General features: G+C 59.2%; 19 protein-coding genes. 12 read left to right on the forward strand and 7 right to left on the reverse strand.

All coding sequences use genetic code 11. From position 1 onward, the window contains the following. Positions 1-3: 3 nt before the first annotated feature. The 6 genes from HDC30_RS18605 to HDC30_RS18630 all read right to left on the reverse strand — a co-directional run bounded on the left by HDC30_RS18605 (position 4) and on the right by HDC30_RS18630 (position 5,760). Positions 4-987, reverse strand: a complete 984-nt coding sequence (locus HDC30_RS18605) for a hypothetical protein (protein ID WP_183784331.1) — start codon at positions 985-987, stop codon at positions 4-6. Between the two features lie 318 nt (positions 988-1,305). Then, complete coding sequence (locus tag HDC30_RS18610; protein ID WP_183784332.1) at positions 1,306-2,019, reverse strand: HNH endonuclease; 714 nt, start codon at positions 2,017-2,019, stop codon at positions 1,306-1,308. A gap of 113 nt (positions 2,020-2,132) precedes the next feature. Beyond that, positions 2,133-2,666 (reverse strand): Bro-N domain-containing protein, encoded by a 534-nt coding sequence (locus HDC30_RS18615; RefSeq protein ID WP_183784333.1) that lies wholly within the window; start codon positions 2,664-2,666, stop codon positions 2,133-2,135. 301 nt (positions 2,667-2,967) lie between these two features. Continuing rightward, a complete protein-coding gene (locus tag HDC30_RS18620) occupies positions 2,968-3,258 on the reverse strand; it encodes a hypothetical protein (protein ID WP_183784334.1) in 291 nt (96 codons plus the stop codon). A gap of 437 nt (positions 3,259-3,695) precedes the next feature. Continuing rightward, a complete protein-coding gene (locus tag HDC30_RS18625; protein WP_027612630.1) occupies positions 3,696-4,946 on the reverse strand; it encodes a ribonucleotide-diphosphate reductase subunit beta in 1,251 nt (416 codons plus the stop codon). A gap of 553 nt (positions 4,947-5,499) precedes the next feature. Beyond that, positions 5,500-5,760 (reverse strand): DUF2790 domain-containing protein, encoded by a 261-nt coding sequence (locus HDC30_RS18630; RefSeq protein ID WP_183784335.1) that lies wholly within the window; start codon positions 5,758-5,760, stop codon positions 5,500-5,502. Between the two features lie 475 nt (positions 5,761-6,235). Between HDC30_RS18630 and acs the strand changes: the two genes are divergently transcribed. The 7 genes from acs to argR all read left to right on the forward strand — a co-directional run bounded on the left by acs (position 6,236) and on the right by argR (position 14,318). After that, entirely contained in the window at positions 6,236-8,191 is a 1,956-nt protein-coding gene (acs, locus tag HDC30_RS18635; protein WP_007963105.1) for an acetate--CoA ligase, read from the forward strand. A gap of 732 nt (positions 8,192-8,923) precedes the next feature. Then, complete coding sequence (locus HDC30_RS18640) at positions 8,924-9,697, forward strand: ABC transporter substrate-binding protein (RefSeq protein ID WP_027612633.1); 774 nt, start codon at positions 8,924-8,926, stop codon at positions 9,695-9,697. Between the two features lie 91 nt (positions 9,698-9,788). Next, entirely contained in the window at positions 9,789-10,478 is a 690-nt protein-coding gene (locus HDC30_RS18645; RefSeq protein ID WP_003227287.1) for an ABC transporter permease, read from the forward strand. Then, entirely contained in the window at positions 10,475-11,173 is a 699-nt protein-coding gene (locus HDC30_RS18650; protein ID WP_183784337.1) for an ABC transporter permease, read from the forward strand. Before HDC30_RS18645 ends, HDC30_RS18650 begins: the two co-directional genes overlap by 4 nt. A gap of 1 nt (position 11,174) precedes the next feature. Then, a complete protein-coding gene (locus HDC30_RS18655) occupies positions 11,175-12,287 on the forward strand; it encodes a M14 family metallopeptidase (protein ID WP_183784339.1) in 1,113 nt (370 codons plus the stop codon). 27 nt (positions 12,288-12,314) lie between these two features. Then, complete coding sequence (locus HDC30_RS18660; protein ID WP_003227281.1) at positions 12,315-13,079, forward strand: ABC transporter ATP-binding protein; 765 nt, start codon at positions 12,315-12,317, stop codon at positions 13,077-13,079. A gap of 246 nt (positions 13,080-13,325) precedes the next feature. Continuing rightward, on the forward strand, positions 13,326-14,318 hold the full coding sequence (gene argR, locus HDC30_RS18665) for a transcriptional regulator ArgR (protein ID WP_027612635.1): 993 nt from the start codon (positions 13,326-13,328) through the stop codon (positions 14,316-14,318). Between the two features lie 26 nt (positions 14,319-14,344). Here the strand turns inward: argR and HDC30_RS18670 are convergent, their stop codons facing one another. Continuing rightward, positions 14,345-19,390: a leucine-rich repeat domain-containing protein gene (locus HDC30_RS18670; protein ID WP_183784341.1), complete on the reverse strand. Its 5,046-nt coding sequence runs from the start codon at positions 19,388-19,390 to the stop codon at positions 14,345-14,347. Between the two features lie 310 nt (positions 19,391-19,700). Between HDC30_RS18670 and HDC30_RS18675 the strand changes: the two genes are divergently transcribed. From HDC30_RS18675 to astB, 5 genes are all read left to right on the forward strand, one after another. Continuing rightward, positions 19,701-20,921 (forward strand): aspartate aminotransferase family protein, encoded by a 1,221-nt coding sequence (locus HDC30_RS18675; protein WP_027612637.1) that lies wholly within the window; start codon positions 19,701-19,703, stop codon positions 20,919-20,921. A 238-nt stretch (positions 20,922-21,159) separates the two neighbouring features. Continuing rightward, positions 21,160-22,179, forward strand: a complete 1,020-nt coding sequence (gene aruF, locus HDC30_RS18680) for an arginine/ornithine succinyltransferase subunit alpha (RefSeq protein ID WP_025112905.1) — start codon at positions 21,160-21,162, stop codon at positions 22,177-22,179. 51 nt (positions 22,180-22,230) lie between these two features. Beyond that, a complete protein-coding gene (gene astA / locus HDC30_RS18685; RefSeq protein WP_027612638.1) occupies positions 22,231-23,256 on the forward strand; it encodes an arginine N-succinyltransferase in 1,026 nt (341 codons plus the stop codon). Next, on the forward strand, positions 23,253-24,722 hold the full coding sequence (gene astD / locus HDC30_RS18690; protein WP_183784436.1) for a succinylglutamate-semialdehyde dehydrogenase: 1,470 nt from the start codon (positions 23,253-23,255) through the stop codon (positions 24,720-24,722). The genes astA and astD overlap by 4 nt, the downstream gene beginning before the upstream one ends. Before the next feature lie 163 nt (positions 24,723-24,885). Further along, entirely contained in the window at positions 24,886-26,232 is a 1,347-nt protein-coding gene (gene astB, locus HDC30_RS18695; RefSeq protein WP_027612640.1) for an N-succinylarginine dihydrolase, read from the forward strand. Positions 26,233-26,237 lie beyond the last annotated feature (5 nt).

Raw genomic sequence — 26,237 nt, forward strand, 5'->3', positions numbered from 1 at the left:
CCGTCACGCCAACCCCGGCGCTTCCCGCACAATGAAGTGATCCAGGTTCTCAATGTTGGCACTGAACACCCCGAACGTCTGTTCGGGGTTCTTCTTGCTCGGCACCTGCTTCAACTCCGGCGTCACGCCATAGAAGAAACAGAACAACTCCTTGTCACTGTCGATCGCGTGCTTGATCTCTTCCAGAAACGCCTTGCGCTTGCGGTAGTTGTCGATCAACTTCTTGCTCAAGTACACGTTCACCGAATACGGCTTCTTCTTCGCCTCATCCGCCTGCTTGAACCAGACCTTCTGCTCGAAATCGATGCGAAAACTCTGGGTGTAATCCTTGATCTCCTTGATCTTGCCCCAGTAAATCAGCCCCTTGTTGTCCGTCAGATACTCGATCTTCTTGAAGAACGAGCCATAAGGCGCCGTGTGCTCACCGATCTTCAACGGCATGCGCTTAAGCAACTCCTTGTCGGCGAAGTTCGACACAAAACACTCCACCGGATGCGCAAACACACTGGTCTTGTCCGGCGCCGTCTCACGCCCCGGCGACTCCTTGGAACTCACCTGCGCCACCCGCACCGGATCATCCCGCAACACATCCGCCGCCCCCGCAGGCGCAGCTGGCTTGCGCACATACTCACGCCGCGTCAGCAACAACTCCGACGGAAAATGCTCCTCCCGCCAGTCATCCACCTCACCCTCCGCCGCCTCAACCCCGGACGCTGACGCCTTCAAGCTCACATACGGACAACCCGCCACATGCTGCGTACCGGGCAAGTTCTTGAAGTGCGGCGTGCGCACGTAATTCACGTTCTTGGCGTTGAACGTGCCCAACTCGTTCGACGCATCGAACGCTGAACGACAGGCATCGTTGGGGCACTGGAAGTGCTCCTTCGCGGAATCGAACGCCACCGTCTCATCGAAATTGAGATCGCGAACGTCATAGATCGACAACTTGTCGTCGAGACTGAGGCAGTAGGCGAGATCGAATTTCATGGTGGGGCTCGGATCCTTGAGTGGGGGAGGGGTATTAATAGCGGGAGGCGCGGCGGGTTGCACTGATTGTTTTCAGGATGATGCAAAATCTGTGGAAGCCAGCCTGCTGGCGATTCCAGGCATCAACCAGATTTCAATCCTCACCCCGCCACTGCGGGCAGCACATCACCCCTGTGGTGAGGGAGCTTGCTCCCGCTGGGCTGCGAAGCAGCCCTAAAACTGGCAAATGCAATGGGTTAGACAGATAGAATCATGAGCCTGGCGACTGCTCCGCAGTCGAGCGGGAGCAAGCTCCCTCGTCACAGAGTTCTGGCTCAGTTATTCACGCTTCAATCGTTTAACCCTCGCATACAGCGACTCGGTGAACTCTTTGCTGTCATTCGAGTGATGGCAGCGTCGATGACAGTTCGGGCAAAGCGCCACAGCGTTGCTGATTCGATCAGAGCCCTTATTCGCCAAATGCTTCACGTGATGAACTTCAAGGTAGGGCGAGTCATTTTTAGTGAACGGCGCCGGTTCACCGCACCCTTCACACATCCCTTTGGCTTTCTTACGAACCCAGGCTCTAACCTTTGGATCACGTATAAATGCAGTGCTTTGAGCGGGAACGCGCTTCGGTTTCACAATCCCCTCAGGTTCGTCTTCAAGAGGCAGTTTCTCTAGCGCCAGAGCTCTCTGCTCTAGTGCTTCTTCATCCGCAGTCGGACCAGTTGGATCCCCAAGCGTGACCCCCTTTGCAATCAATACTGCTCGGATGGCTGGCTCGACGTTCGCCCCAACATTTCTGGCTGGCTTGTACCCTTTGATGTATTCCCTATGCATCCTCAAGAGAACAGCAGAGATGTTCTGCATACGGAATTCAACTGAGCCTTCGGTGCGGTTGTGCAAGGCAGTTGCACGCAGTAGGCGATTCTCATGTGCTTTGTTGAGTTTTTGGCCGGTTCGCTCAAGCTCAAACATTTTCAGATAAGCATCAACCGCCGCCTCAATCTCAAAAGCAGTCCAATCAGTGTCTTTTTTCTTGTCGCTCATAAAATCGCCGAGGGTAGAAAACCCTCGGACGATACTGAGTGGCCATTACTGCTGTCTACGAAAATTCCTACAGAAAACAGCGACGGATCCCGCGCGATCCTACAAACCCATGCTTAGCCCATCGAGTGCTTCGAGGACTGAAACACCTGCGTAACTCTTCGCCACCAGGGTTTCTCTAGAGAAGCTCGTCGTGGATTTTGATCGTTCAGCAGACAAGGCATATCCCGAAGCCGAATCCAGTCTTCATCCTGCCAATGCAGCAAACTCAAAGACATCTCCGGCCAATCCAACAAGCTCAACATTGGCCGATTCGAATCTCCTGAATCCGCAGCATCGCGCAACGTCGGCACTACCTCGTTGGTCAGCCACTCACGCAACAAACGATTTCCCGGAACGTAGTGATAGACCAGCAGCGCATACACCCCGGATTCACTGAGCATCAGATGCTGTTCTGGTTCTCGAAAGTACTCAATCCACATGACGCGGCGCTGATCGCTATCTAGCTTGTTGACCACCCGATCATTCAGATGGAAACCCATCAAGCGGCCGACATCGCGGGCGGAGAACCATGGCTGGTTTTCGAATAGAAGGGCATGTAAAGAAAGGTTGTGGCGAGAGAAGACAGTTACCGAGCATGGATGAGACATATCTATGACCTCTACGTTTAGATTTTGGAGGGCCTGACCCCAACGTAGAGCGGACTTAAGAAATCCCAACGAGCAGAGCAGTTACCACTGACTACATGTCTGTGTCACTGACCAAGCTTTCTACGTTGGGCGTTTCTTAGGCACCTGCGATAAAGCTTAGTAGTGCTCGTAGCGTGCTTCAATGGGACGCGGCTGTAAGTGCTGTAGGAGATTTAGAGCGCTGATGTAGGATGGAATTATTCTTCAGAAAATTTAAAAGCCCTGATCAGATCAGGGCTTTTTTCTTTTACTCATTAAAACGTCAGAGCTCCGCGAAAATATGACTCATGTGGCGATCACCACGGCGATAATCGGCACGAGGGGCCTGAAAACTAGCTCCAGATGGTTTCAGGTCGGAAATTTTATTGAGCTCGCACAGATCCCATTCATGGCCTGGAGTTATATGTCCTCCATGCGTTTGAAAGCAGCGAAGTACTTCTTTTCCAGTGCGAGAAATACCGACGGCGTGCGGCTCAACAGATCTCGTAATACCGCTGTATGTGAATGTCAAAACTTGACGGTTTCTAATAGCATCAACAATTATTTGTTTCATGCGAATTACTCTGTACGTGATGATAGAGCGGGACAGTTGCCTGTCCCGCACGGTTAGGCTTTCACAAAAAAACAGAAAGGACGCCCGTCTTTGCGAAAGACGTCTTTTCCACTGCGCCAGTGCTTAAAGCTCATACAGAAAACAGCTCTGTATCCTGGCGGTGCCACCGGATAATCGTTCATGACGAATTCTCCGACGTGAGGCCGTTGTAACCGTCCGAAAGATGTCTATAATCACGTCGCGCATTTTCCCAATGCATCGTGATCTGAGTTCTTCCAGTCACGGCCCGCACCCTCGGGCTTCTGTTCAATGGTGCGGTCAAGACCCGCAGCAATCGTTGGCGCGATTGCTGCGGGTTTCTTGTTTCTACCTTCTGAATACCAGTCTTTTGATATTTTTATGGCCCTGCTGCAATTCGTGCAGCAGGGCCTTATCAATCAATCCCAGCTCAACGCACCACCAGTCTGATACTCAATAACCCGAGTCTCAAAGAAATTCTTCTCTTTCTTCAAGTCCATAATCTCGCTCATCCAAGGGAACGGGTTCGTAGTCCCTGGATATTCCTCTTTCAAACCAATCTGCGACAAACGACGGTTAGCGATGAACTTCAGGTAGTCCTCCATCATCGCTGCGTTCATGCCCAGTACGCCGCGAGGCATGGTGTCACGGGCGTATTCGATTTCCAGCTGCGTACCCTGCAGGATCATCTGGGTCGCTTCTTCTTTCATCTCGGCATCCCACAGGTGTGGGTTTTCGATTTTGATCTGGTTGATCACGTCGATACCGAAGTTCAGGTGCATGGATTCGTCGCGCAGGATGTATTGGAACTGCTCGGCGACGCCGGTCATTTTGTTGCGCCGGCCCATGGAGAGGATCTGGGTGAAGCCGCAGTAGAAGAAGATGCCTTCCAGAACGCAGTAGTAGGCGATCAGGTTGCGCAGCAACTCTTTGTCGGTGTCCGGGGTGCCGGTTTCGAACTTCGGATCGGAGATCGAACGGGTGTATTTCAGGCCCCAGGCTGCCTTTTTCGCGACCGACGGGATCTCGTGGTACATGTTGAAGATCTCGCCTTCATCCATGGCCAGCGATTCGATGCAGTACTGGTAGGCGTGGGTGTGGATCGCCTCTTCGAACGCCTGGCGCAGGATGTACTGGCGGCATTCCGGGTTGGTGATCAGGCGGTACACGGCCAGGACCAGGTTGTTGGCAACCAGGGAGTCCGCGGTGGAGAAGAAGCCGAGGTTGCGCATCACGATGCGGCGCTCGTCGTCGGTCAGGCCTTCCGGGTTTTTCCAGAGGGCGATGTCGGCGGTCATGTTGACTTCTTGCGGCATCCAGTGGTTTGCGCAGCCGTCCAGGTACTTCTGCCAGGCCCAGTCGTACTTGAATGGTACGAGTTGGTTGAGGTCGGCGCGGCAGTTGATCATGCGCTTTTCGTCAACGGCGACACGGGCGGAGGCGCCTTCGAGTTCGGCGAGGCCTTCGGCGACGTCGAGGGAATCCAGTGCGGCCTTGGCGCGGGCCACGGCGGCCGAGTCGTCGGCGGTCACGGCGCGGGCTTCCAGCGCTGCGGCACCGCCGGCGCTGTCGAGGCGGTCCATGTTGGCTTCAGTAGCGTGGCCGGCGTTGGCCCCTTTCACTGCTGCTACTTCACTGTCTTCTTTGTCGAATTCGTCCCAGCTCAGCATGACGTGTCGTCTCCTGCGTGAGGGCCTGTCGCCCCGTGTGAAACCTGATTGGTTGGTTTTTCACACGGTCGTACAGACCGCGTTGGATCTTAAGGAATCGTTTTTTGCGGCAGCCAAGGCAGGCAATAAAACAGAATTTTGTACGGGTTTCCGAGAGCCTCTGACGGGCGCAGATCAGCGTTGACGCTGCTGCGGGGCTTCAGAATGGCTTTTGCTCCCTGTAAGGGAATATTGCTGACCCGATTAGGGCGGCATTATAGGGAAAAAAACGCGGCTGTGCTGAGGCGAATCCGCGCATGGAGCGGTCGAGGAGGGTGGTTTTTCGATGAGAGTGCGGGTTTACAGGGCTTTGCCGGGTGAAGATTTTTTTTCGTAAAAATCTCGCGATTGTGGATTTGCTCAAAAAACGAACAAAAAAACCGGTTTTTCACTACATCTAGTGTTTTGCAAGCATTTTTGACGACTCCAGACACAACTGAGCCCGACCGAAGCCGGGCTGGAATTGACCCTCAAATGAGACGCTGAGCGGTCCGATTCGGTGCAGTCTCGATCATCAATTGGTGCAGCCGTTACCCATCACGCTGTAGCGCAGGATGTGACGCTGACCCTTGGAGTCGTCGTATTCCATTTTCATCGGAACAACTTCGCAGACGTTTGGAACTTCGCTCATGGACACTACGTTGGCGATGTCCAGGTGAGTCGAGTAAGTGTATTCCTCGATAGCCGGTTGTTGCTGTGCGACATCAGTCGGGACCTCTTCTGCCATGGCGGTTGCGCACAGACTGGTGAGGGCCAGAACCAATAAAGCTTTCATTTCAGATTTACCTTTTTGAGGTCGAGTGGGGTCACGCAACCTTTTTAGGGTTGCGTGTGGAACTTCATCATTTGCAGTTATTACTTGAGAGCTGGATTAACGGCCTTCGTGGGGGCTGTAACGTTGTTAATCGCGTTTGCCTTGTCGGCGGAGTGGATTTTAGGGAGGTGGGGTGGGGGTAAACAGGTGGGGTTTTGATAAACACTTTTCGCGGTTTTGGTAACAATCGGTCGTCAGGGTGGGGAAGAGCGTTTTCTGGCGATGCAATTTGTCTGGGGAACCGAGTTGTCTGGATCGCTTGCAGGCAAGCTCCTACAAGGGGTTTGGGGTGTTTGGGGGTAGTGCGTCGGGCTTGCTGTCTGGGTAACGCCATGTTTTGTAGGGGCTTGTTACTACCATCGTCGAATGGTTCTATGGGGCCGGCCCGGCTACAACGGGGTCATACAAAAACAACTATTCCACCGAGGTAAGAAAGATGAGTGCGGCTTCTCTGTATCCCGTTCGTCCCGAGGTTCTGGCCAATACGCTGACTGACGAGGCGACCTACAAAGCCATGTACCAGCAGTCGGTCGTCAACCCTGACGGTTTCTGGCGCGAGCAAGCCAAGCGTCTTGACTGGATCAAGCCTTTCACCACGGTGAAGCAGACTTCCTTCGACGATCACCATGTCGATATCAAATGGTTCGCCGACGGCACCCTGAACGTTTCCTACAACTGCCTCGACCGTCATCTGGCCGAGCGCGGCGACCAAGTCGCAATCATCTGGGAAGGCGATGATCCTTCCGAAAGCCGCAACATCACCTACCGCGAATTGCACGAGCAAGTGTGCAAGCTGGCCAACGCCCTGCGTGGTCAGGACGTACACCGCGGCGATGTGGTGACTATCTATATGCCGATGATCCCCGAAGCCGTGGTCGCCATGCTGGCCTGCACGCGGATCGGCGCGATTCACTCGGTGGTGTTCGGCGGCTTCTCGCCGGAAGCGCTGGCGGGGCGGATCATCGATTGCAAATCGAAAGTGGTGATCACCGCTGACGAAGGCATCCGTGCCGGCAAGAAGATCTCGCTGAAGGCCAACGTCGACGACGCGCTGACCAACCCGGAAACCAGCAGCATCCAGAAAGTTATCGTGTGCAAGCGCACCGGTGGCGACATCAAGTGGAACCAGCATCGCGACATCTGGTACGAAGACCTGATGAAAGTGGCGGGCACCGTCTGCGCGCCGAAAGAGATGGGCGCCGAAGAGGCGCTGTTCATCCTTTACACCTCCGGCTCCACTGGCAAGCCGAAGGGCGTGCAGCACACCACCGGCGGTTATCTGCTGTACGCGGCGATGACTCACGAGCGCGTGTTCGACTATCGTCCGGGCGAAATCTACTGGTGCACCGCCGACGTCGGCTGGGTCACCGGCCACAGTTACATCGTCTACGGCCCGCTGGCCAATGGCGCGACCACGCTGCTGTTCGAAGGCGTGCCGAACTACCCGGACATCACCCGGGTGGCGAAGATCGTCGACAAGCACAAGGTCAACATCCTCTACACCGCACCGACCGCGATCCGCGCGATGATGGCTTCGGGCACCGCCGCCGTTGAGGGCGCTGATGGCAGCAGCCTGCGTCTGCTCGGTTCGGTCGGCGAGCCGATCAACCCGGAAGCCTGGGACTGGTACTACAAGAATGTCGGCAAGTCCCGTTGCCCGATTGTCGATACCTGGTGGCAGACCGAAACCGGCGGCAACATGATGAGCCCACTGCCGGGTGCGCATGCACTGAAGCCGGGTTCGGCGGCACGTCCGTTCTTCGGCGTGGTACCGGCGCTGGTCGACAACCTCGGCAACATCATCGAGGGCGAGGCCGAGGGCAATCTGGTGATTCTCGATTCGTGGCCGGGTCAGGCGCGTACGCTATATGGCGATCATGACCGCTTTGTCGACACCTACTTCAAGACCTTCCGTGGCATGTATTTCACCGGTGACGGTGCGCGGCGTGACGCCGATGGTTACTACTGGATCACCGGGCGTGTCGACGACGTGCTCAACGTCTCCGGCCACCGTATGGGCACCGCCGAGATCGAAAGCGCGATGGTCGCCCACCCGAAAGTCGCCGAAGCGGCGGTGGTCGGTGTGCCGCACGACATCAAGGGGCAGGGCATTTATGTCTACGTCACCCTGAAGAATGGCGAAGAGCCGAGCGAGCAACTGCGTCTGGAACTGAAGAACTGGGTGCGCAAAGAGATCGGCCCGATCGCTTCGCCGGACGTGATCCAGTGGGCACCGGGGCTGCCGAAGACCCGTTCGGGCAAGATCATGCGGCGGATTCTGCGCAAGATTGCGACGGCTGAGTACGATGGGTTGGGCGATATCTCGACCCTGGCGGATCCGGGTGTGGTGCAGCATTTGATTGATACGCACAAGACGATGAATGTGGCGTAAGCCGGTCTGATGCATTGAAAAGCCCTGTCCGGTGATGCCGGGTGGGGCTTTTTTGTGTCAGGTGGTTTTGTGCTGGCTGTGCCGGCCTCATCGCTGGCAAGCCAGCTCCCACAGGTTTCCGAGGTGTGAACGGGATTTCAATCTCAATCGAAATCCCTGTGGGAGCTGGCTTGCCAGCGATAGCCATCTGTCAGACGCTGCAGTATTCCCCTGTCAGAAACCCAAACCACCCAACCAATAATTATCGATTTCCCGCGCAAGCCATTTCCCGCTGTTACCGCCTGCCTTCCACGTAACCGAATGTGTAACCGCCCGCGTCAAACCGGGGCGAAGGGAAACGCAATGCCCCGTTTTAGAGCCTCAAAACCCCCAGTGAAAAATAAGACACAACGCTGCGCTTGCCGGATTAGAAGGGTTTGCGAATAATAGGCCCGCAATTTGCAGCATAGATCGGTTCACTGTCTTTCGCTCTTGCATGAATTTGCAAGGCTGTCAATGCGCTCAAGCGGGTTTCTCTGTGCATCTGTAATTAGTTGTCGCATTGAAGAAATATCGTCTTCGGGCCTGTCGTTAGAATGCCGATCACTCGCTCATCGTGGCTGACGTTGAAACCTCTGAGGGTTTCAATGGGAAATTTCCCACCGATGCTGCACCGCTTTCCCGATTCACCCATTCGCATATTGGGCTGTCGCTCACTCTGCCGTTTTTGCCCTTTACCGATGGAGTCCCAAGATGAAGAAACTTGTGCTGCTTGGCGCCCTGGCACTGTCCGTGCTGTCGCTGAATTCCTTCGCTGATGAAAAACCTCTGAAGATCGGTATCGAAGCGGCTTACCCTCCGTTCGCTTCGAAAGCGCCGGATGGCAGCATCGTTGGTTTCGACTACGACATCGGCAATGCCTTGTGTGAAGAAATGAAGGTCAAGTGCCAGTGGGTCGAGCAAGAGTTCGACGGTCTGATCCCGGCACTGAAAGTGCGCAAGATCGACGCGATCCTGTCGTCGATGTCGATCACCGAAGACCGCAAGAAATCCGTGGACTTCACCAACAAGTACTACAACACCCCGGCTCGTCTGGTCATGAAGCAAGGCACCGTTGTCAGCGACAACCTGTCTGAGCTCAAAGGCAAGAACATCGGTGTGCAACGTGGTTCGATTCACGAGCGTTTCGCCCGCGAAGTCCTGGCCCCGCTGGGTGCCGAGATCAAGCCATACGGTTCGCAGAACGAAATCTACCTCGACGTGGCCGCCGGTCGCCTCGACGGTACCGTGGCTGATGCCACCCTGCTGCAGGACGGCTTCCTGAACACTGATTCCGGCAAAGGCTTCGCCTTCGTTGGCCCGCAGTTCACCGACGTCAAATACTTCGGCGACGGCGTAGGCATCGCGGTGCGCAAGGGTGACGCGCTGAAAGACAAGATCAACGCTGCGATCGCGGCCATCCGTGAAAACGGTAAATACAAAGCTATCCAGGACAAGTACTTCGCCTTCGATATCTACGGCAAGTAACACGTCTCTGCGACAAGTCAGAAATGGCGCAAGCAACAGGATCTCTGCGGTTTGCGCCATTTTTTCATCCCAACTTTCGAGGACCTGAATCATGTTGAAAGGCTACGGGGCTGTCATCCTCGATGGCGCATGGCTGACGCTTCAGCTCGCCTTGTCGTCCATGGCCCTGGCCATCGTTCTCGGGCTGATCGGGGTCGCGTTGCGCCTGTCGCCGATTCGCTGGCTGGCGTGGCTGGGCGATCTGTATTCCACGGTGATCCGCGGGATTCCCGACCTGGTACTGATCCTGCTGATTTTCTACGGCGGTCAGGACTTGCTCAACCGCGTCGCGCCGATGCTCGGCTATGACGACTACATCGACCTGAACCCGCTGGCCGCCGGTATCGGCACCCTCGGTTTCATCTTCGGTGCCTACCTGTCGGAGACGTTCCGTGGCGCGTTCATGGCGATCCCCAAGGGCCAGGCCGAAGCGGGCATGGCCTACGGCATGAGCAGTTTTCAGGTGTTCTTCCGGGTGATGGTGCCGCAGATGATTCGCCTGGCGATTCCTGGCTTCACCAACAACTGGCTGGTGCTGACCAAGGCGACCGCGCTGATTTCGGTGGTCGGTCTGCAAGACATGATGTTCAAGGCCAAGCAGGCGGCGGATGCCACCCGCGAGCCTTTCACCTTCTTCCTAGCAGTGGCGGCGATGTACCTGGTGATCACCAGTGTCTCGTTGCTGGCGCTGCGTCACCTTGAGAAGCGCTACTCGGTAGGCGTAAGGGCGGCTGATCTATGATCTTCGACTACAACGTCATTTGGGAGGCCATGCCGCTGTACCTCGGCGGCCTGCTGACCACCCTCAAACTGCTCGCGCTGTCGCTGTTGTTCGGTCTGTTGGCGGCACTGCCGCTGGGCCTGATGCGCGTCTCCAAGAACCCGATCGTTAACGGCGCCGCGTGGCTCTACACCTACGTGATCCGCGGCACGCCGATGCTGGTGCAGCTGTTTTTGATCTACTACGGTCTGGCGCAATTCGAAGCGGTACGTGAAAGCTTCTTGTGGCCGTGGCTGTCCAGCGCGACGTTCTGTGCGTGCCTGGCCTTCGCGATCAACACCAGCGCCTACACCGCCGAAATCATTGCCGGCAGCCTCAAGGCCACGCCGAACGGCGAGATCGAAGCCGCCAAGTCCATGGGCATGTCGCGCTTCAAACTGTACAAGCGCATCCTGCTGCCATCGGCCCTGCGCCGGGCACTGCCGCAGTACAGCAACGAAGTGATCATGATGCTGCAGACTACCAGTCTGGCGTCCATCGTGACCCTGATCGACATCACCGGCGCGGCCCGTACTGTCAACGCGCAGTACTACCTGCCGTTCGAGGCGTACATCACCGCCGGCGTGTTCTACCTGTGCCTGACCTTCATTCTGGTGAAGCTGTTCAAGCTGGCCGAGCGCCGCTGGTTGAGCTACCTGGCCCCGCGGAAGCACTGATATGGAACGCATCGACCACGTATTGCCGTGGAGTCATCTGGGCAGCGAGCGCAAGATTTCGGTCTTCCGCTTCGGCAGCGGCGAGCGCAAGGCCTACATCCAGGCCAGCCTGCACGCTGACGAACTGCCGGGCATGCGCACCGCCTGGGAGCTGAAAAAGCGCCTCGGCGAACTCGAAGCCCAAGGCCTGCTCAACGGCGTGATCGAGCTGGTGCCGGTCGCGAACCCGCTGGGCCTCGGCCAATTGCTGCAAGGCAATCATCAGGGGCGTTTCGAGGCGGGCAGTGGCAAGAATTTCAACCGCGATTTCGTCGAGCTGAGCGCGCCGGTGGCGGCGACGCTGGCCGAGCGTCTTGGTGACGATCCGCACGCCAACATTCGCCTGATCCGTCAGGCCATGACCGATCATCTGGCGGCATTGCCCGAGGCAAGCAGCCAGTTGCAAGGCATGCAGCGCGTTTTAATCAGCCACGCCTGCACTGCCGATGTGGTGCTCGACTTGCACTGCGACGCTGAAGCCGCGCTGCACATGTATGCACTGCCGCAGCACTGGCCGCAGTGGCGTTCGCTGGCCGCGCACCTGAATGTGAAGGTCGGTTTGCTGGCGGAAGATTCCGGTGGCAGCTCCTTCGATGAAGCGTGCTCGTTGCCGTGGTTGCGTCTGTCGCGGCAGTTCCCGGACGCGCAAATTCCACTGGCGTGCCTGGCGACTACGGTCGAGCTGGGCGGTCAGGCCAATACCGACCGCGCGGATGCGGTGGCGTGGGCCGAAGGCATTCTGGCGTTCCTCGCCGAGCAGGGCCTGATCACTGGCGAGTGGCCGAAGCCGGTCAACGAACCGTGCGAAGGCATGCCGTTCGAAGGCACTGAATTACTGTTGGCGCCGCACCCCGGTGTGGTGAGTTTTCTGCGTAAACCCGGCGAGTGGGTTGAAGCTGGGGATGAGATTTTCGAAGTGATCGACCCTGTGTCCGATCGGGTCAGCACGGTGTGTGCTGGTACGTCCGGGGTGCTGTTTGCCATTGAACGGCTGCGCTATGCCCAACCCGGTTTCTGGCTGGCCAAGGTGGCGGGGCGCGAAGCGCTGCGTCACGGGCGCTTGCTCAACGACTGACTGACTGTTTTTGTGAGAACCGACCGCATGTACAAACTTGAAGTCCAAGACCTGCATAAACGCTATGGCAGTCACGAAGTGCTCAAGGGCGTGTCCCTGAAAGCGGCAGCCGGCGATGTGATCAGCATCATCGGCTCCAGTGGCTCCGGCAAAAGTACTTTCCTGCGCTGCATCAACCTGCTTGAGCAGCCACACGCGGGCAAGATCCTGCTCAACAACGAAGAGCTGAAACTGGTAGCGAACAAGGACGGCGCGCTGAAAGCCGCTGATCCAAAACAGCTGCAACGCATGCGTTCGCGCCTGTCGATGGTGTTCCAGCATTTCAACCTGTGGTCGCACATGACCGCGCTGGAAAACATCATGGAAGCGCCGGTCCACGTACTCGGCGTGTCCAAGGCTGAAGCCCGCGAGAAAGCCGAGCACTACCTGAACAAGGTTGGCGTGGCCCATCGTAAAGACGCGTTCCCGGGGCACATGTCCGGTGGCGAGCAGCAGCGTGTGGCGATTGCCCGTGCACTGGCGATGGAGCCGGAAGTGATGCTGTTCGACGAACCGACTTCGGCGCTCGACCCGGAACTGGTCGGTGACGTGCTGAAAGTCATGCAGGCCCTCGCTCAGGAAGGCCGCACCATGGTCGTGGTCACACACGAAATGGGTTTCGCCCGTGAAGTGTCGAACCAGTTGGTGTTCCTGCACAAGGGTGTGGTGGAAGAGAGCGGCAACCCGCGCGAAGTGCTGGTCAATCCGCAATCCGAGCGGTTGCAACAATTCCTGTCGGGTAGCTTGAAGTAATCAGAACTGCCGATATGCACCGGAATAGTGCATGCTTCGCAGCCTGAAGGCTGGCTACAATCCCTGTGGGAGCTGGCTTGCCAGCGATAGCGGTGGGCCAGTTGGCATTTCTGGTACAGATTCACCGCCATCGCTGGCAAGCCAGCTCCCACAGTGGATCGGTGCAGGTTTCGAGATTTGCGTTCATTTACGGGCTAGCATTGGCCCATGCCTTCATCACCGTTCTTCGTTTCGGATTGCCCGCCCATGACTGCCCATCGAATTGGTTTCCTGATTTGGCCCAGCACTAAAGCTTTGACGCTGGCGCTGGCGGAGGAGGCCTTGCGTGTTGCTCAGCGGGTGCATCCGGAGGTGGTTTACGAACTGTCGTTCCTCCAGGCCGAAACCGTGACAGACGTTGCGGCCGAGGGGGCGTGGCAACTGCCGGGCGAGGCGTGGACCGGCAAGCTGGAAAACTTCCAGAAACTCTTTTTGCTCGCCGACGAGCCGCCTACCACTCTGGCCCCGGCCCTCAGCAGCGCACTCAAGCAACTGGTGCGGGCCGGTTGCGTGATCGGTGGTCTGTCTGCCGGTGTCTATCCGTTGGCGCAGCTCGGTCTGCTCGACGGTTATCGTGCGGCCGTGCATTGGCGCTGGCAGGACGATTTCGCCGAGCGTTTCCCGAAAGTCATCGCCACCAGTCACCTGTTCGACTGGGATCGTGATCGCCTGACCGCGTGTGGCGGCATGTCGGTACTCGACCTGCTGCTGGCGGTGCTGGCCCGTGATCATGGGGCAGAACTGGCCGGTGCGGTGTCCGAAGAACTGGTGGTCGAGCGCATCCGCGAGGGCGGTGAACGCCAGCGCATTCCACTGCAGAACCGCCTCGGTTCCAGCCATCCGAAGCTCACCCAAGCGGTGCTGCTGATGGAAGCCAACATCGAAGAGCCGCTGACCACCGACGAAATCGCCCAGCACGTGTGCGTGTCCCGTCGGCAACTGGAGCGGATCTTCAAGCAATACCTCAACCGCGTGCCGAGCCAGTACTACCTGGAATTGCGCCTGAACAAGGCCCGGCAGATGTTGATGCAAACCAGCAAGTCGATCATCCAGATCGGCCTGTCCTGCGGTTTCTCCTCCGGGCCGCATTTCTCCAGCGCCTACCGCAACTTCTTCGGCGCCACGCCGCGTGAAGATCGCAACCAGCGGCGCAGCAGCAGTCCGTTCGAACTGTCGTCAGTGCCGCCGGAGCGCGGTTGACGCACCCCGGCAGAACCCGCTGAGCGTCACTCATCGACCCCCGAATCTTCAGACGTGGACACCTCCATTTCCGCCCGTTCGATGACGGCGTCCACGCCAAAATCGATGCGGTGCTTTTTGAAGTAGGCGATCAGCCGTTGCACGCTGAGCTCAGAGAGCGGATTGCCCCGCAGGCTGAATTTGTCCGCACGCTCTTCTGGCAACTCCAGGATATCGCTGGGAACCTGGGTGATTGCGTTGTCGCTCAGGTCGGCGATTTCCAGGTGTTCGAGTTGCAGCAGGCCCGGTGGCAGGCTGGTGATGCCGCTGTTGTCCAGCATCAGCGTTTGCAGATGGGTCATCTGGCTGACATCCGGGGTCTCACCCAGCGGGTTATCACTCAGATCCAAGTGATCCAGGCGCTCCATTTGCGCAAGCTCAAGGGCGGCTTGAGGCGTGAGCGTCAAATCGCAGTGTGAAAGCGACAAATAGGTCAGCTCAGCCATGCGAAACACCGCCGGCGGAATGTGTTCAAGCCGATATTGATAAATCGTCAGTCCTCTGAGGCTGGCGAACGTCTCGACAAACCTGTCGATTCCAAACGTCTGACCCGGCAGGCTTCTGAGGTACAGATGCGTGACATGGCTGAAATCGGCATTGAGTACGGGCAAGTCGCCGCGGATGATTGTCGCCAGGTTCAAGTCATGCAGTGGCTGGAGGTTCTGATCCGGTTCGTCTTGCTCGGTTTCCCGGCGCCAGCACTGCTCAATGAGCGATTTGAATTCGTGACGTGCGGCGTGCTCGTTCAGCACTTGCTCAATCGTGAAGGGCTCGCCACTGATCGGGTGTAGGGCCGGGTGGTCGTTCGCCCAGTTGGCGAGGTTGCTACTCAAGTCGCTGTATTCACGCTCAAGCCGTGCAAGTTCGATTCGGCCCTCGGTCAGGGTGCCGGGTAGCAGATAGAAAAATTCACTGGCCTGTTCCAGATCCATGTGTGTGTACAGCGCCTGTACGCGCAGCAGATCAGCCTGTTCGGCCATTACGCCGAAGTCCTGGCGGGTGTCGTTGAAGTGGCGTTTGATGCGCTCCCGGTCTGCGTTGGCAATCGGATTGCCGCTCAGATCGAAGCCTTCCGGAACGTTGTTGGGCAGCTCGAAAAGGGCGGGAGACAACGACCGGATCTGGTTGTCGTTGAGCAGCGCGGTGCGCAATAGCGGGCGCGTGAGCAGGCCGGGTGGCAGTTCGGAAATGCCGGTCTCCGACACATCGATGTAATTGAGTCGGGGCATTTTTTCGACATTGGGGGTGAGCCCGAGCGGGTTCCTGAACAGGTCCAGGGTTCTCAGGTGAGTCAAGGCTGCCAGTGTTGTGTGGCTCTCGGCTGTCAGGGTGATGCTGCAGTCGCTGAGAATCAGCTCGCGCAGTTGTGGCGACTGGCTGATCGACTCCGGCAGGTTGCCCAGCTGGAAATTGCGCAGCGCCAGACGACGCAAGCCGGAGAAGCAGTTCAGAAAACCGTGTATACCCTGAGTGCTGCCGACCCCTTCGATGGTCAGGTAGTCCACGTGACTGAAGTTCACCTCAAGTTGTGGCAGCTCTCCGATGATTGACTGTGACAGGCGCAGATCGATGGTCTGCTCGGTGTTCTCCGGCAAGGAAACCTGCTGCTTCCAGCAGTCCAGGATGTCGACCCGCATCTGCCGTCGGCGATGACGCTGGATCGCATATTGCTCGGTGGTGAGGCGGGCGCCGGACTGCGGATGAACGAGGGGAATACCCTCAGTCCACGGACTCAGCACCGCGTCGAGGCGGTTGCGTTCAGTGATCAAGCGGCTCAGCTCCGCTCGCGGGCCGTTCGGATGGCGTTGCAGGCGCTCGACGAATGCATTGAGTTCCTCGGGCAGCAAGTGCGGCAGCAGCCAGTGGGCATGGGCGTGCAGCGTCGGCGTATTGGTCGGCATGCGTTGATAGCCACTGGTTCCGCCACGCAGGCGCATGACTGTTGGGTCGTAAGCGGGTTTGCGAAGCGGGTTTTGCGACAACAGCTCCTGCAACGCTTGACGGTCGAGCGCGTGGTCACGAATCAACTGCTTGAGCTGCAGGTCTTGCGTGATGTGGATGTTCAGCGCCGAACGTTCTGCATCGGGCAGGGCATGCAGCAGGCTTGAATACAGTGACCCCGGCGCGCTGAGTGACTCACCGGTAGCGTCGAACGGCTGATAGTCGCCCTGTTCGGTCAGTACCAGCACCTTGCGAATGAGCGCGTCCTGCGCGCCGAGGCTGTCGATCAGTTGCCCGCTATGGCTGTAGTGCCTGAGCTCCATTCGTATCGACGGCGACCAGCCCGGCAGCCGAGGCAAGGAATGTAGGGCCAGCCGATCCGTATCCAGATTATTGACTGTCGCTTGCAGCTCAAGCCCCTCAAAGGCTCGGGTTACGCGCACTTGCAGACCCGTTTCCTGGGTCAGAGTGGCCAGTCTTTCGGAGAGTGTTCCGCGCTGTAATTGCAGGTATTCGGCATCACTTGCCGTTTCCAGTATCGATTGCGCCAACGCCTTCGGCAGGCCGGGTTCGGCATCCATCAGTACCTGTACCAGCGGGCTGGCGCCGCGCTGCAACTGACGATATCGATCCTCGAACAGGCTTTGGCGTTTGCGCTGTGCCAGCTCGGCGACGCTGCGCCGCAGGCTAGTTGCGCGGGCCTCGGCCGAGGGTGCGGGCGTATGCAGGGCTTCGCTCAATAGCCGCCTTCGTTGCGATTCTGTCAGGCGTTGCAGACAGGTCTTGAGCAGGTCGCCATCGTCCAGTCGTGAGCCCTCGATTTGTATGAAGGGCACATCGGCGACGGGGCTGCGCCACAGGGTTCTGCCTTGACGGTCGATCAGTTGCAAGCCTCGGTCGGCAGGCCAGTCGCCGTTGTCGAAAAGCAGTTGCAGTTGGGTGGCCGGGTCGGCCTTGAGGTAATCCTCGGCATTCGAGCTGCCAATCTGCTCGATGAACAATTGAATGTCTTGATCGATCTGCCAGCGCTGCAGCGTGTCACTGAGTAAGGGTGGCAATTGATCGCGCTCGACGTGCATCTGGCGCAGGGTGTTTTCCTCGCAGCCACTGATATTCAGCAAGCGCTCCCGCAGAGCGGCGGGAAGGCGCTGCATCTGCGTACTGCTGCGGCTCAGCACGGTGGCGCGATCCCAAGCCAGTGGCTGGTCAATTTCGGTTTGCCAGGCGCCTGCGGTGTTGTGCCTGAGTGCGGGTTTGTAAGCCTCGGGGCGCGTCGGATGGTCGATGCGATGGGCGCCCGTTTCGGGGTCAAGGCTGACGGCATACAACTTGTCTTCCAGGGCCAGCAGGCTCTTGCCCTGGTGGGTTTGCAGGCCCAGTGCATCGGTTCTGGCGTCTTTGGACAGCGTGGCGGGCCACTCGTAAGGGCGCAGGTCGGGTTTCCAGTAGCGGGTCTTGCCATTGGCCGTTTTCACCGGAATGAAGCGGTCGATGAACTGGACGACATTGGCAGGCAACAGCGCGCGAAACTCGCTGACGGCGATAGCGCCGCCGGCGGCGAAGGTGCCGACCTGCACCATGGACTCCACGACGCCGATCAAATGCGCGAACGCTTCGCGGGGTTGTCCTTCGGCCCAGTCGACGATGCTTTCAAACGTCTCGTCGAGCAGTTGGTAGGCCGTGTAGGCAAGCATCAGCTCGCCGAGAAATGGCACGAATGGCAAAGCGACGAACGCGACGAGGTTGAGCAAAGACTGTGCGATGTCCGTGAAGGAATCCCAGAGTGCCCAGCGCGCCTTGCGATCGACCATGGCCGTCGAGACGGCGATGACGCGGGCATCGTTGAGCATCTTGTCGAGCTTGCGCTGGTAGAGGTAAACCCACAGCTCACCCCGGATTGGGGTCGCGAAGATCTGCAGAGCAGGCCGCACGGTTGGATGCTCGCGCCAGGTGGGGCGTGGATCGCCGGCCGGTACGGGTTGCCAGGTGACGGGGCTGAGCAAGGCCCGCAACTGACCGAAGAAAGCGCCGCGCTCGGCGTGGTCGATAAAACGGCTGAAGAAGACCTGATAGTCCGGATCGCGCAGGCGTTGCGCCAGCTCCTCAGCGAAGGCAGCGGAACTGGCGTATTCCTTGACTGGGTGTTGTGGGTCATCGGGAATGTAAACCACGACTCGGGCTGCTGCGTGTGCAGCTTCAAGATTCGGCGCGAACAGCACGATGCCGGTCAGGCTGACTTTCATCATCGTCAACGCATGGCAATGCCACGCCTGACGATTGAGGCGCAAATGCTGCAAGCCATCGAGCAGCCCGAGGATCAGGCGATGGACATCGGCCCCCAGCAGCTTTTGCATATAGGCCATTTGCAGGGCGGCGACCAGTGCGGCTTTGTCATTCGTGCAAGCCTGTGGTTGCAGCACGGCTGCGACCAGCGGATTGCTGACGCCCAAATTGTCTTGCAGATAAGTGTTGTAGCGGCGGCCGATATCCAGTTCGCGACACATACGGGTGAAGGCAGGGATGGGCACCGCCTTGAGGATGTTCGGCAACACGCTGAACTGACCGTCGGACGAGGGCTGACTGACATAACACGAGGCGGACTCAAAGGCGTCAGCGCTGGTCTCGCTGCTTTCAAAATTGTGTAGCGCGGCGTCCAGCAGCGAGACGGTCCAGGTGCGTGCGGCGCCGGATTTGATGCGCAGCCACGGAACATGGTCGGGCAGGTACAGGCGCAGGAAGGTCTGCCTGACATCCAGTTTGAGGCCAAAACGGTTTTCTATCTCGGCGCGTAGCAGCGGTTCGGCGAACGCTTTGGCGTCCTGCAACCGGGCAAGGCTTCGTTCGACGCGGTTGTGTGCGGTCCAGTGCGCGGCATTCAGTGCGCGCAGTTTTGCATGCTCGGTGCGTGATGCCTGTTTGAGGTTGGCGGGCAGTAGCGGACTGGCCCGTTTCAATGCCGCGCGTTTGTGTGCCGCAGCCTGACTAAGCCATGTCGGGATGGCCTGGAGCAGCGGTTGATAGTGTGCGTCCTGTCGGGGTAGCAGCAGTGGGGCGGGCAGTGTCGCGGGGGCGGGTGTGGTTTCTTGAATCATGGGGTGAGGCCGTTTGCCTGGAGAAAGGTCCCTAGCAAACACCGGCCGTTGATTCGATGTGCGGTACATATATACCGCACGCCACAAAACTCTCTTGATTAAGATCCCCGGTACGTCTGCGCAAATGGCGGCGTGCAGTTTAAACTGCGCCTTTGCGACGCTATATGTCGCATTGCCGTAAACCCGGGAAAATCCGGGGTTTGCGCTATAAGAAGTTGTCGCTTGGCGGCAAGGCCGGGCTGAAAACTGTCCTTACAATCCCCCCATCGCTCGCCAGTTTCAGGCGGGTGTTCCTCTTCAGGAGACTCCGATGTCCGTTGAGCACGCTGCGGTACAACGCGCCGATTTCGACCAGGTAATGGTTCCCAACTACGCGCCTGCCGCTTTCATTCCGGTGCGTGGCGCCGGTTCCCGCGTCTGGGATCAGAGCGGTCGCGAGCTGATCGACTTCGCCGGCGGGATTGCCGTAAACGTATTGGGCCACGCGCATCCGGCGCTGGTCGGTGCCTTGACCGAGCAGGCGAACAAGCTGTGGCACGTGTCTAACGTGTTCACCAATGAGCCGGCCCTGCGCCTGGCGCACAAGCTGATCGACGCCACGTTCGCCGAGCGCGTGTTCTTCTGCAACTCGGGCGCCGAAGCCAACGAGGCCGCGTTCAAGCTGGCCCGTCGCGTGGCGTTCGACCGTTTCGGCAGCGAGAAGTACGAGATCATCGCCGCGCTCAACAGCTTCCACGGTCGTACCCTGTTCACCGTTAACGTCGGTGGCCAGTCGAAGTACTCCGACGGTTTCGGTCCGAAAATCACCGGCATCACTCACGTCCCTTACAACGATCTGGCCGCGCTGAAAGCGGCGGTGTCCGACAAGACCTGTGCGGTCGTGCTCGAACCTATCCAGGGCGAGGGCGGTGTACTGCCGGCCGAACTGGCTTACCTGCAAGGTGCCCGCGAACTGTGCGACGCGAACAACGCGCTGCTGGTGTTCGACGAAGTGCAGACCGGCATGGGCCGTACCGGCCACCTGTTCGCCTATCAGCATTACGGCGTAACCCCGGACATCCTGACCAGCGCCAAGAGCCTGGGCGGTGGTTTCCCGATCGCCGCGATGCTGACCACTGAAGCGCTGGCCAAACATCTGGTCGTCGGCACCCACGGCACCACCTACGGCGGCAACCCGCTGGCGTGCGCGGTTGCCGAAGCGGTGATCGACGTGATCAACACCCCTGAGGTGCTGAGCGGCGTCAACGCCAAGCACGACAAATTCAAGACCCGCCTGCAGCAGATCGGCGAGAAGTACGGCCTGTTCACTCAGGTGCGTGGCCTCGGTCTGTTGATCGGTTGTGTGCTGAGCGACGCCTGGAAAGGCAAGGCCAAGGACATCTTCAACGCCGCTGAAAAAGAAGGCCTGATGATTCTGCAGGCCGGCCCGGACGTGATCCGTTTCGCCCCGAGCCTGGTGGTGGAAGACGCCGATATCGATGCCGGTCTCGACCGCTTCGAACGCGCGGCTGCTGCACTGACGCAAGCCTGATAGACCCTTCGGCGCCTGAGGATTCGGGCGTCGATCAAAATTTTATGCCGGACCCCGATCCACTGTAGGAGTGAGCCTTTGTGGTGAGGGGATTTATCCCCGATGGGCAGCGAAGCAGCCCCCAAAAATCTTGGGGCTGCTGCGCAACCCATCGGGGATAAATCCCCTCACCACAGGGCCCGCTCCCACAATGTCCGGTGTTTTTTCTGTGATTTTTATAAGAGAAAGGAGTGACACCATGCTGGTGATGCGCCCTGCGCAAATGGCTGATCTGGGCGAGGTACAGCGTCTGGCTGCGGACAGTCCGATTGGTGTCACTTCCTTGCCGGATGACGTGGAACGTCTGAGCGACAAGATCGCCGCAAGCGAAGCCTCGTTCGCCGCCGAAGTGAGTTTCAACGGCGAGGAGAGCTACTTTTTCGTCCTCGAAGACACCGCCACCGGCAAACTGGTCGGCTGCTCGGCCATCGTTGCCTCGGCCGGTTACTCCGAGCCGTTCTACAGCTTCCGCAACGAGACCTTCGTCCACGCCTCCCGCGAACTGAAGATCCACAACAAGATCCACGTGCTTTCGCAATGCCACGACCTGACCGGCAACAGCTTGCTGACCAGTTTCTACGTGCAGCGCGAGCTGGTGGGTTCGCCGTGGGCCGAGCTCAATTCCCGTGGTCGCCTGCTGTTCGTCGCCAGCCACCCGGAGCGTTTCGCCGATTCGGTGGTGACCGAGATCGTCGGTTACAGCGACGAGAACGGCGATTCGCCATTCTGGGACGCGATCGGGCGCAACTTCTTCGACCTCAACTACGCCGAGGCCGAACGCCTGTGTGGCCTGAAGAGCCGCACGTTCCTCGCCGAACTGATGCCGCATTACCCGATCTACGTGCCGCTGCTGCCGGATTCCGCTCAAGAAGCGATGGGCCAGGTGCACCCGCGTGCGCAGATCACTTTCGACATCCTGATGCGCGAAGGCTTCGAGACCGATCACTACATCGACATTTTCGACGGTGGCCCGACCCTGCATGCGCGTGTTTCGGGGATCCGTTCGATCGCTCAGAGCCGTGTGGTGCCAGTGAAGATCGGCGAGCCGGTCAAAGGCGCCGGGCGCCAGTATCTGGTGGCCAACGCGCAGTTGCAGGATTACCGCGCGGTGCTGCTGGAACTCGATTACGCGCCGGGCAAACCGGTGACCCTGGATCTTGAAGCAGCCGAAGCCCTGGGCGTCGGTGAAGGTGCCAGCGTGCGCCTGGTGGCGGTTTAACGCCTTAGCGAGTTTCACGGGTGGCGAAGGCGGCCCGTTTGAGGAGATAGCATGATTGTTCGTCCCGTACGCAGCAGCGATTTATCCGCGCTGATCGACCTGGCCCGCAGCACCGGCACCGGCCTGACCACGTTGCCGGCCAACGAAGAACGCCTGACTCACCGGGTCGGCTGGGCCGAGAAGACCTTTCGCGGCGAAGCCGGCCGTGGCGACGCGGACTACCTGTTCGTGCTCGAAGACGACAACGGTCGCGTGGTGGGGATTTCCGCCATCGCTGGCGCGGTCGGTCTGCGCGAGCCGTGGTACAACTTTCGCGTCGGCCTGACCGTCAGCGCCTCGCAAGAGCTGAACATCTATCGCGAGATTCCGACGCTGTTCCTCGCCAACGACCTCACCGGCAACTCCGAGCTGTGCTCGCTGTTCCTGCATGCCGATTACCGCACCGGTCTGAACGGCCGCATGCTGTCCAAGGCGCGCATGCTGTTCATCGCCGAGTTCCCTGAGCTGTTCGGCAACAAGATCATCGCCGAGATGCGCGGCGTCTCCGACGAAGCCGGTCGTTCGCCGTTCTGGGAAAGCCTGGGTCGGCACTTCTTCAAGATGGAATTCAGCCAGGCCGATTACCTGACCGGTGTTGGCAACAAGGCGTTCATTGCCGAACTGATGCCGAAATTCCCGCTGTACACCTGCTTCCTGTCGCCGGATGCGCGCAACGTCATCGGTCAAGTACACCCCGACACTGAACCGGCACTGGCGATGCTCAAGAGCGAAGGTTTCAGCTATCAGGGCTACGTCGACATCTTCGACGCCGGCCCGGCCATCGAGTGTGAAACCAGCAAGATCCGCGCAGTCCGCGACAGCGAAGCACTGGTGCTGGCGATTGGTACGCCGGGCGATGATGCTACGCCGTTCATCATCCATAACCGCAAGCGCGAAGACTGCCGCATCACGGCTGCGCCAGCCCGACTGGCTGCTGGCACGCTAGTGGTCGATCCGCTGACCGCCAAACGTCTTCAACTCAACGCCGGCGATCAAGTGCGCGCCGTGGCGTTGTCTGCTGCTCGGGAGTCGAAATAATGAATTCGCTATACATCGCAGGTGAATGGCTGGCCGGTCAGGGTGAAGCCTTTCAGTCGCTGAACCCGGTGACCCAGCAAGTCCTGTGGTCGGGGGAGGGCGCGACTGCCGCTCAGGTCGAGTCCGCCGTGCAGGCAGCGCGTCAGGCCTTTCCGGGCTGGGCGCGGCGTTCGCTGGACGAGCGCATCAGCGTGCTCGAAGCCTTCGCCGCCGCCCTGAAAAACCACAGTGACGAACTGGCCCGCACCATCGGTGAGGAAACCGGCAAACCGTTGTGGGAAGCCGCGACCGAAGTCACCAGCATGGTCAACAAGATCGCGATCTCGGTGCAGAGCTATCGCGAACGTACTGGCGAGAAGAGCGGCCCGCTGGGCGACGCCACCGCCGTACTGCGCCACAAGCCACACGGTGTGGTGGCGGTGTTCGGCCCTTACAACTTCCCGGGTCATTTGCCGAACGGCCACATCGTGCCGGCGCTGCTGGCCGGTAACAGCGTGCTGTTCAAGCCAAGCGAGCTGACGCCGAAAGTCGCCGAGCTGACGGTCAAGTGCTGGATCGAAGCCGGTCTGCCGGCCGGCGTGTTGAACCTGCTGCAAGGCGCTCGCGAAACCGGTATCGCGCTGGCGGCGAACCCGGGCATCGACGGTCTGTTCTTCACCGGTTCGAGCCGTACCGGCAATCACCTGCACCAGCAGTTCGCCGGGCGTCCGGACAAGATCCTCGCGCTGGAAATGGGAGGCAACAACCCACTGGTGGTCGATCAGGTGGCTGATCTGGACGCGGCGGTGTACACGATCATTCAGTCGGCGTTCATCTCCGCCGGTCAGCGCTGCACGTGTGCGCGTCGTCTGCTGGTGCCGCAAGGCGAGTGGGGCGACAGCCTGCTCAAGCGTCTGGTGGAGGTCAGCTCGACGATTGAGGTCGGTGCGTTCGATCAGCAACCCGCGCCGTTCATGGGCTCGGTGATTTCCCTTGGCGCGGCGAAAGCGCTGATGGATGCCCAGCAACACCTGCTGGCCAATGGCGCGGTGTCGCTGCTGGCGATGACTCAGCCGCAAGCGCAGTCGGCCTTGCTGACCCCGGGCATTCTGGATGTGACCGCCGTGGCTGAGCGTCCAGACGAAGAACTGTTCGGCCCGTTGCTGCAAGTGATTCGCTACGCCGATTTCGCTGCGGCGATCGCTGAGGCCAACGACACCGCTTATGGCCTGGCGGCTGGTTTGCTGTCGGATTCCGAAGATCGTTATCAGCAGTTCTGGCTGGAAAGCCGCGCCGGTATCGTCAACTGGAACAAACAGCTGACCGGTGCGGCGAGCAGCGCGCCGTTCGGCGGCGTCGGGGCTTCGGGCAACCATCGCGCCAGCGCCTACTACGCGGCGGATTACTGCGCGTACCCGGTGGCGTCGCTGGAAACACCGAGCCTGGTGTTGCCGGCGGCCCTGACGCCTGGCATCAAAATGGCGTAACGGCCATCGCGAGCAGGCTCACTCCTACAGGATTTGTGTCGTACACAACATGTGTGTTCCCCGCCAAACCTGTAGGAGTGAGCCTGCTCGCGATAGCCGCGCCTCGGTCTGACTGAATTGTTACTTGAAGCCTATAACAACAGATTCTCGTGGAGCCTCGCTGATGAAATCCTATGAAGTCAATTTTGACGGTCTAGTGGGGCCGACCCATAACTACGGTGGTCTGTCCTACGGCAACGTTGCGTCCCAGAGCAACAGCCAGCAATCCTCGAATCCGAAGGAAGCGGCGCTGCAAGGTCTGGCGAAAATGAAAGCGCTGATGGAAATGGGCTTTCAGCAAGGCGTGCTGGCGCCGCAGGAGCGTCCTGACGTGGCCGCTCTGCGCCGTCTGGGTTTCAGCGGCACCGACGCGCAAGTGATCGAGCGCGCCGCGAAGGAAGCCATGCCGTTGCTGGTCGCCAGTTGCTCGGCATCGAGCATGTGGGTGGCCAACGCCGCCACTGTCAGCCCGAGTGCCGACACCGCTGATGGTCGCGTGCATTTCACCGCCGCCAACCTCAATTGCAAATACCACCGCAGCATCGAACACCCGACCACCAGCCGCGTGCTCGGCGCGATGTTCGCCGATCAGCAGCACTTCGCCCACCACGCCGCGTTGCCGGCAGTGGCGCAGTTCGGTGACGAAGGCGCAGCCAACCACACGCGTTTCTGCCGTGAGTACGGCGAGGCCGGTGTCGAGTTCTTCGTGTTCGGTCGCAGTGCCTTCGACACCCGCTACCCAGCGCCGCAGAAGTACCCGGCGCGCCAGACTCTGGAAGCCTCGCAAGCGGTAGCGCGTCTGCACGGTCTGCGTGACGAGGGCGTGGTTTACGCGCAGCAGAACCCGGCGGTGATCGACCAGGGCGTATTCCACAACGACGTGATCGCGGTGGGTAACGGCGAGGTGCTGTTCTATCACGAGGACGCGTTCCTCGACACCGAACAGATGCTGGCCGAGTTGCAGGGCAAACTGGCCAAGGTCGGCGGCCAGTTCCAGTCGGTCTGCGTGCCGCGTTCGGCGGTCACCGTGGACGATGCGGTGCGCTCCTACCTGTTCAACAGCCAGTTGCTGTCGCGTCCGGATGGCTCGATGCTGCTGATCGTGCCGGAAGAATGCCGTGGCAACGAGCGCGTGTGGAACTACCTGCAAGGTCTGACCAGCTCCGGCGGGCTGATCCGCGAAGTCAAAGTCTTCGACCTCAAGCAAAGCATGCAGAACGGCGGTGGCCCGGCGTGCCTGCGACTGCGCGTCGCGCTCAACGAAACCGAGCTGGCGGCGGTCAACCCAGGGGTTATCATGACGGCCCCGTTGTACGGTTCGTTGACCGCATGGGTTGAAAAGCACTACCGCGACCGCCTGAGCGAAACCGATCTGGCGGACCCGCAGTTGCTGCTTGAATGCCGGACGGCACTGGATGAACTGACGCAAATCCTTAAACTGGGCGCGGTTTATCCATTCCAGATCAATTGATGGCC

This window comes from Pseudomonas sp. JAI115, assembly GCF_014200835.1.
Lineage (GTDB): Bacteria > Pseudomonadota > Gammaproteobacteria > Pseudomonadales > Pseudomonadaceae > Aquipseudomonas > Aquipseudomonas putida_A.

Coding starts and splice junctions, on each gene's coding strand:
- astA (WP_027612638.1), top strand. CDS start 22,231: ATGATTGTTCGTCCCGTACGCAGCAGCGATTTATCCGCGCTGATCGAC.
- astB (WP_027612640.1), top strand. CDS start 24,886: ATGAAATCCTATGAAGTCAATTTTGACGGTCTAGTGGGGCCGACCCAT.
- HDC30_RS18640 (WP_027612633.1), top strand. CDS start 8,924: ATGAAGAAACTTGTGCTGCTTGGCGCCCTGGCACTGTCCGTGCTGTCG.
- HDC30_RS18670 (WP_183784341.1), bottom strand. CDS start 19,390: ATGATTCAAGAAACCACACCCGCCCCCGCGACACTGCCCGCCCCACTG.
- HDC30_RS18630 (WP_183784335.1), bottom strand. CDS start 5,760: ATGAAAGCTTTATTGGTTCTGGCCCTCACCAGTCTGTGCGCAACCGCC.
- HDC30_RS18650 (WP_183784337.1), top strand. CDS start 10,475: ATGATCTTCGACTACAACGTCATTTGGGAGGCCATGCCGCTGTACCTC.
- HDC30_RS18655 (WP_183784339.1), top strand. CDS start 11,175: ATGGAACGCATCGACCACGTATTGCCGTGGAGTCATCTGGGCAGCGAG.
- HDC30_RS18625 (WP_027612630.1), bottom strand. CDS start 4,946: ATGCTGAGCTGGGACGAATTCGACAAAGAAGACAGTGAAGTAGCAGCA.
- argR (WP_027612635.1), top strand. CDS start 13,326: ATGACTGCCCATCGAATTGGTTTCCTGATTTGGCCCAGCACTAAAGCT.
- HDC30_RS18610 (WP_183784332.1), bottom strand. CDS start 2,019: ATGAGCGACAAGAAAAAAGACACTGATTGGACTGCTTTTGAGATTGAG.
- HDC30_RS18620 (WP_183784334.1), bottom strand. CDS start 3,258: ATGAAACAAATAATTGTTGATGCTATTAGAAACCGTCAAGTTTTGACA.
- aruF (WP_025112905.1), top strand. CDS start 21,160: ATGCTGGTGATGCGCCCTGCGCAAATGGCTGATCTGGGCGAGGTACAG.
- HDC30_RS18660 (WP_003227281.1), top strand. CDS start 12,315: ATGTACAAACTTGAAGTCCAAGACCTGCATAAACGCTATGGCAGTCAC.
- acs (WP_007963105.1), top strand. CDS start 6,236: ATGAGTGCGGCTTCTCTGTATCCCGTTCGTCCCGAGGTTCTGGCCAAT.
- HDC30_RS18645 (WP_003227287.1), top strand. CDS start 9,789: ATGTTGAAAGGCTACGGGGCTGTCATCCTCGATGGCGCATGGCTGACG.
- HDC30_RS18615 (WP_183784333.1), bottom strand. CDS start 2,666: ATGTCTCATCCATGCTCGGTAACTGTCTTCTCTCGCCACAACCTTTCT.
- HDC30_RS18675 (WP_027612637.1), top strand. CDS start 19,701: ATGTCCGTTGAGCACGCTGCGGTACAACGCGCCGATTTCGACCAGGTA.
- HDC30_RS18605 (WP_183784331.1), bottom strand. CDS start 987: ATGAAATTCGATCTCGCCTACTGCCTCAGTCTCGACGACAAGTTGTCG.